Below are 3,465 nucleotides of genomic sequence, written 5' to 3'. Positions count from 1 at the left end.
GGCCGCCGGCCGTCGCGGCGGGGGCGGCGGTGGCGACGAGGGCGAGGGAGCAGACGGCAACGGCGAGTCTGCCCAGGGTTCTTCGGGCCGGGGTGCTGCGGTGCGTGAGGCTCATGGCCGGAAAGGTATTGGTCTGGACCAATGGGGTCAAGAGGGCGGACCAACAGTGGGGGTCCGGAGGGCCCTGGGCGGGATACCTGCTGCGTAAACGCAAGTCATCACTTCGGGTGAAACCCTGGCCCACGCTTGCGGTGATCAACCCACGGTTGCCAGGCTGTTGCTGTCTGTCAACCTGAGAGGGCTGGCGGAAAAGCCTGATGGGGACGGTCGATGGGGATTGGGAGTGGCCCGTGGCATTCGGTGAGCAGCCGGCCTACCTGCGTGTGGCGAGTGACCTTCGCCGGAAGATCGTCGACGGAGCGCTGCCACCCCACACCCGTCTGCCCTCACAGGCGCGGATCCGTGAGGAGTACGGCGTTTCGGACACCGTCGCCCTGGAGGCGCGCAAGGTCCTGATGGCCGAGGGGCTCGTCGAAGGCAGGTCGGGCTCCGGCACCTATGTGCGCGAGCGCCCCGTGCCGCGCCGTATCTCCCGCTCCGGCTACCGCCCTTCGGCGGGCTCCAACCCCTTCCGTCAGGAGCAGACGGACGAAGAGGCCAGGGGTACGTGGGAGTCGCGCAGCGAACAGGAGGCGGCGGGGCCGGAGATCGCCGTGCGCCTCGGCATCTCCCCGGACGACCGGGTGATGCGCACGCGCTACGTCTTCCGGGACGGCGGCGAGCCGATGATGCTCTCCACCTCCTGGGAGCCGCTGGCCGTCACGGGCCGTACGCCGGTGATGCTGCCCGAGGAGGGGCCGCTCGGCGGCTGCGGGGTGGTCGAGCGGATGGCGGCCATCGACCTCGTCGTGGACAACGTGCTGGAGGAGGTCGGCGCCCGCCCCGGGCTCGCCGAGGAACTGCTGGCGCTGGGCGGGGTGCCCGGCCATGTGGTGATGGTCCTGGAGCGGACGTTCTACGCGTCGGGGCGCGCGGTGGAGACCGCCGATGTGGTCGTCCCCGCCGACCGCTACCGCGTCGCGTACCACCTTTCTGTCAAGTGACCGGTATCCGGACGGGCCGTACGGCGGTCGTGACGGCGAGTTAACTCCTCAGGTCGTGCCGTAACGGCCAGGCAACGCGCCGCAGTCGGGCCTTGTCATGTCCGCCTCCTACCTTCCCCTCCTACCGGTGCACCGCCCACCGGTCCACAGTCGGCGAAGGGGAAGCCACCTCATGACGGACACAGCCGCACCAGCCCCGCCCCCCGCCCCCGTCCCCGACCCGGCGTCGGACGTCGTCCCGCCCGGGGCGCCACCGCGCAGTTACGCCAAACTCGCCGCCGACGAGAGCCGCGAGGACTTCTCGCTCCGCTACGCCCCGCACTCCTTCCGCCGCTGGTCGCCCTCGATGGTCGCGGGCACGGCGCTCGGCGGGATCGCCTATCTGGCCGACTTCGCCATCGGCGCTTCGATCGTCTTCACGTATGGCTTCACCAGCGGGTTCGCCTCCATCCTCACCGCCGCCACGATCATCTTCGTCACGGGCATCCCGATCGCCCGCGCCTGCGCCAAGTACGGCCTGGACATGGACCTCATCACCCGCGGCGCCGGCTTCGGCTACTTCGGCTCGACCCTGACCTCGCTGATCTACGCCTCGTTCACCTTCATCTTCTTCGCGCTCGAAGGCTCGATCATGGCGCAGGCCATGCACCAGGCGATCGGGCTGCCGGTCCAGTTCGGCTATCTGCTGACCACGCTGATCGTCATCCCGATCGTCTTCCGCGGGATGGGCGCGCTGGCGAAGGTGCAGGCGTGGACCCAGCCGATCTGGCTCATCGGACTCGTCCTGCCGTTCGTGGTGCTGGCGTTCAACGCCCCTGGTTCCTGGGGTGCCTTCACCTCCTTCGGCGGCACGGAGGGCGCGGGCTCCGGCTTCGACTGGATCGGCTTCGGACTCGGTACGGGCGTGGCGCTCTCGCTCATCGCCCAGATCGGCGAGCAGGCCGACTACCTGCGCTTCATGCCGGCCAAGACCGAGCAGAACAAGCGCCGCTGGAACATCGCCGTACTGGCTGCCGGGCCCGGCTGGGTCATCATCGGCGCTGCCAAGCAGCTCGGCGGCGCCTTCCTCGCCTTCGTCGCGCTGGAGGCCGTCGGCAAGACGCACGCGCTGGAGCCGATCGCACCGCAGATCGAGGCGCTCAAGCCGTGGCTCGGCTCGTTCGCGCTGCCGGCCGCCGCGATCTTCGTGATCGTCTCCCAGGTGAAGATCAACGTGACCAACGCGTACAGCGGTTCGCTCTCCTGGTCGAACTTCTTCTCCCGGCTGACGCACAAGCACCCGGGGCGGGTCTGGTACATCTTCCTCAACCTCGCCATCGCGCTGACGCTGATGGAGATGGACATGTTCGCCGCGCTGAACAAGCTCCTCGGCTTCTACTCCAACGTCGGGATCGCCTGGATCACCGCCGTCGCCGCCGACCTCGTCATCAACAAGCGGGTCGGACTGAGCCCCAAGTACATCGAGTTCAAACGGGCCTACCTGTACGCGGTCAACCCGGCCGGCTTCGGCTCGATGGTGATCGCCTCCGTCGTCTCGATCCTCGCCTTCTTCGGACTCTTCGGCGCGTACGCGGAGGCGTTCTCGACCTTCATCGCCGCCGGACTCGCCCTGGTGCTCTGCCCGTTGATCGCCTGGGCGACGAAGGGGAAGTACTACCTGGCCCGGCCGAACCCGGTCAACGGCCCGGACGCCGACGTCCCCGACATCACCGCCACCCATCTCTGCGCGGTCTGCGAGACGGCGTACGAGCTGCCGGACATCGCCGACTGCCCTGTCCGGTCGGGCCCGATCTGCTCGCTCTGCTGTTCGCTGGACTCCGAGTGCGGGGACGCCTGCCAGCAGGAGACGACGGCGGGTCCAGTGCTGATGCCGATGCCGACGGTGCGCACCGGCTGACCGAGCGGGCAGCCGAGGGGCGCGCGAACGGCGCGCGCCCCTCGGTTTTCGGCGCATTGTTGGCCGGATGCGTGTCTCTTTGTGTAAACACGTATCCGCTGAGTGAAGGTCAGGCGTAGGCTCGGGCATATGCGGATTGCGGTTTCCCGGAGATCTTCAATGAGCGGCAGGCCGGCGGCGGGAGGGGCTCGGTGACGGACAGCGGAGCCGTACTCCCATGGCTGGTGATACGGCAGGACGACAACGGCAACCGCTATCGCGTCGCCCGATACGCCACCAGGGACGAGGCGCAGCAGATCGCCGACACCCTCGACGGGCGCGGCCAGCGAAAGCTCTACTGGGTGGAGCGCGTGAGCCAGCCCGCCCACTGAGCCCCGCCCGCTCACCCCCCGTACGGCGCGCCGCTGTCCCGCGCGCCGCCGCGCGTTACGCTCCGGCGCATGAGTGATCGAGTCGTGGTGGCCG

The 3,465-nt window shown here is 69.0% G+C and carries 3 protein-coding genes; all 3 read left to right on the top strand.

The window, feature by feature from the left end; all coding sequences use genetic code 11:
* Positions 1-350: 350 nt before the first annotated feature.
* The 3 genes from HY68_RS05115 (at position 351) to HY68_RS05105 (ending at position 3,371) form a co-directional block, all read left to right on the top strand.
* Positions 351-1,103, top strand: a complete 753-nt coding sequence (locus tag HY68_RS05115) for a GntR family transcriptional regulator (protein ID WP_041984921.1) — start codon at positions 351-353, stop codon at positions 1,101-1,103.
* A gap of 172 nt (positions 1,104-1,275) precedes the next feature.
* Positions 1,276-3,000, top strand: a complete 1,725-nt coding sequence (locus HY68_RS05110; protein ID WP_041984918.1) for a membrane protein — start codon at positions 1,276-1,278, stop codon at positions 2,998-3,000.
* A 191-nt stretch (positions 3,001-3,191) separates the two neighbouring features.
* Positions 3,192-3,371, top strand: a complete 180-nt coding sequence (locus HY68_RS05105; protein WP_041984916.1) for a hypothetical protein — start codon at positions 3,192-3,194, stop codon at positions 3,369-3,371.
* The last annotated feature ends 94 nt before the right edge of the window (positions 3,372-3,465 follow it).

It is taken from the genome of Streptomyces sp. AcH 505, from assembly GCF_000818175.1.
Lineage (GTDB): Bacteria > Actinomycetota > Actinomycetes > Streptomycetales > Streptomycetaceae > Streptomyces.
This window is presented reverse-complemented; position numbering and strand designations above follow the sequence as displayed.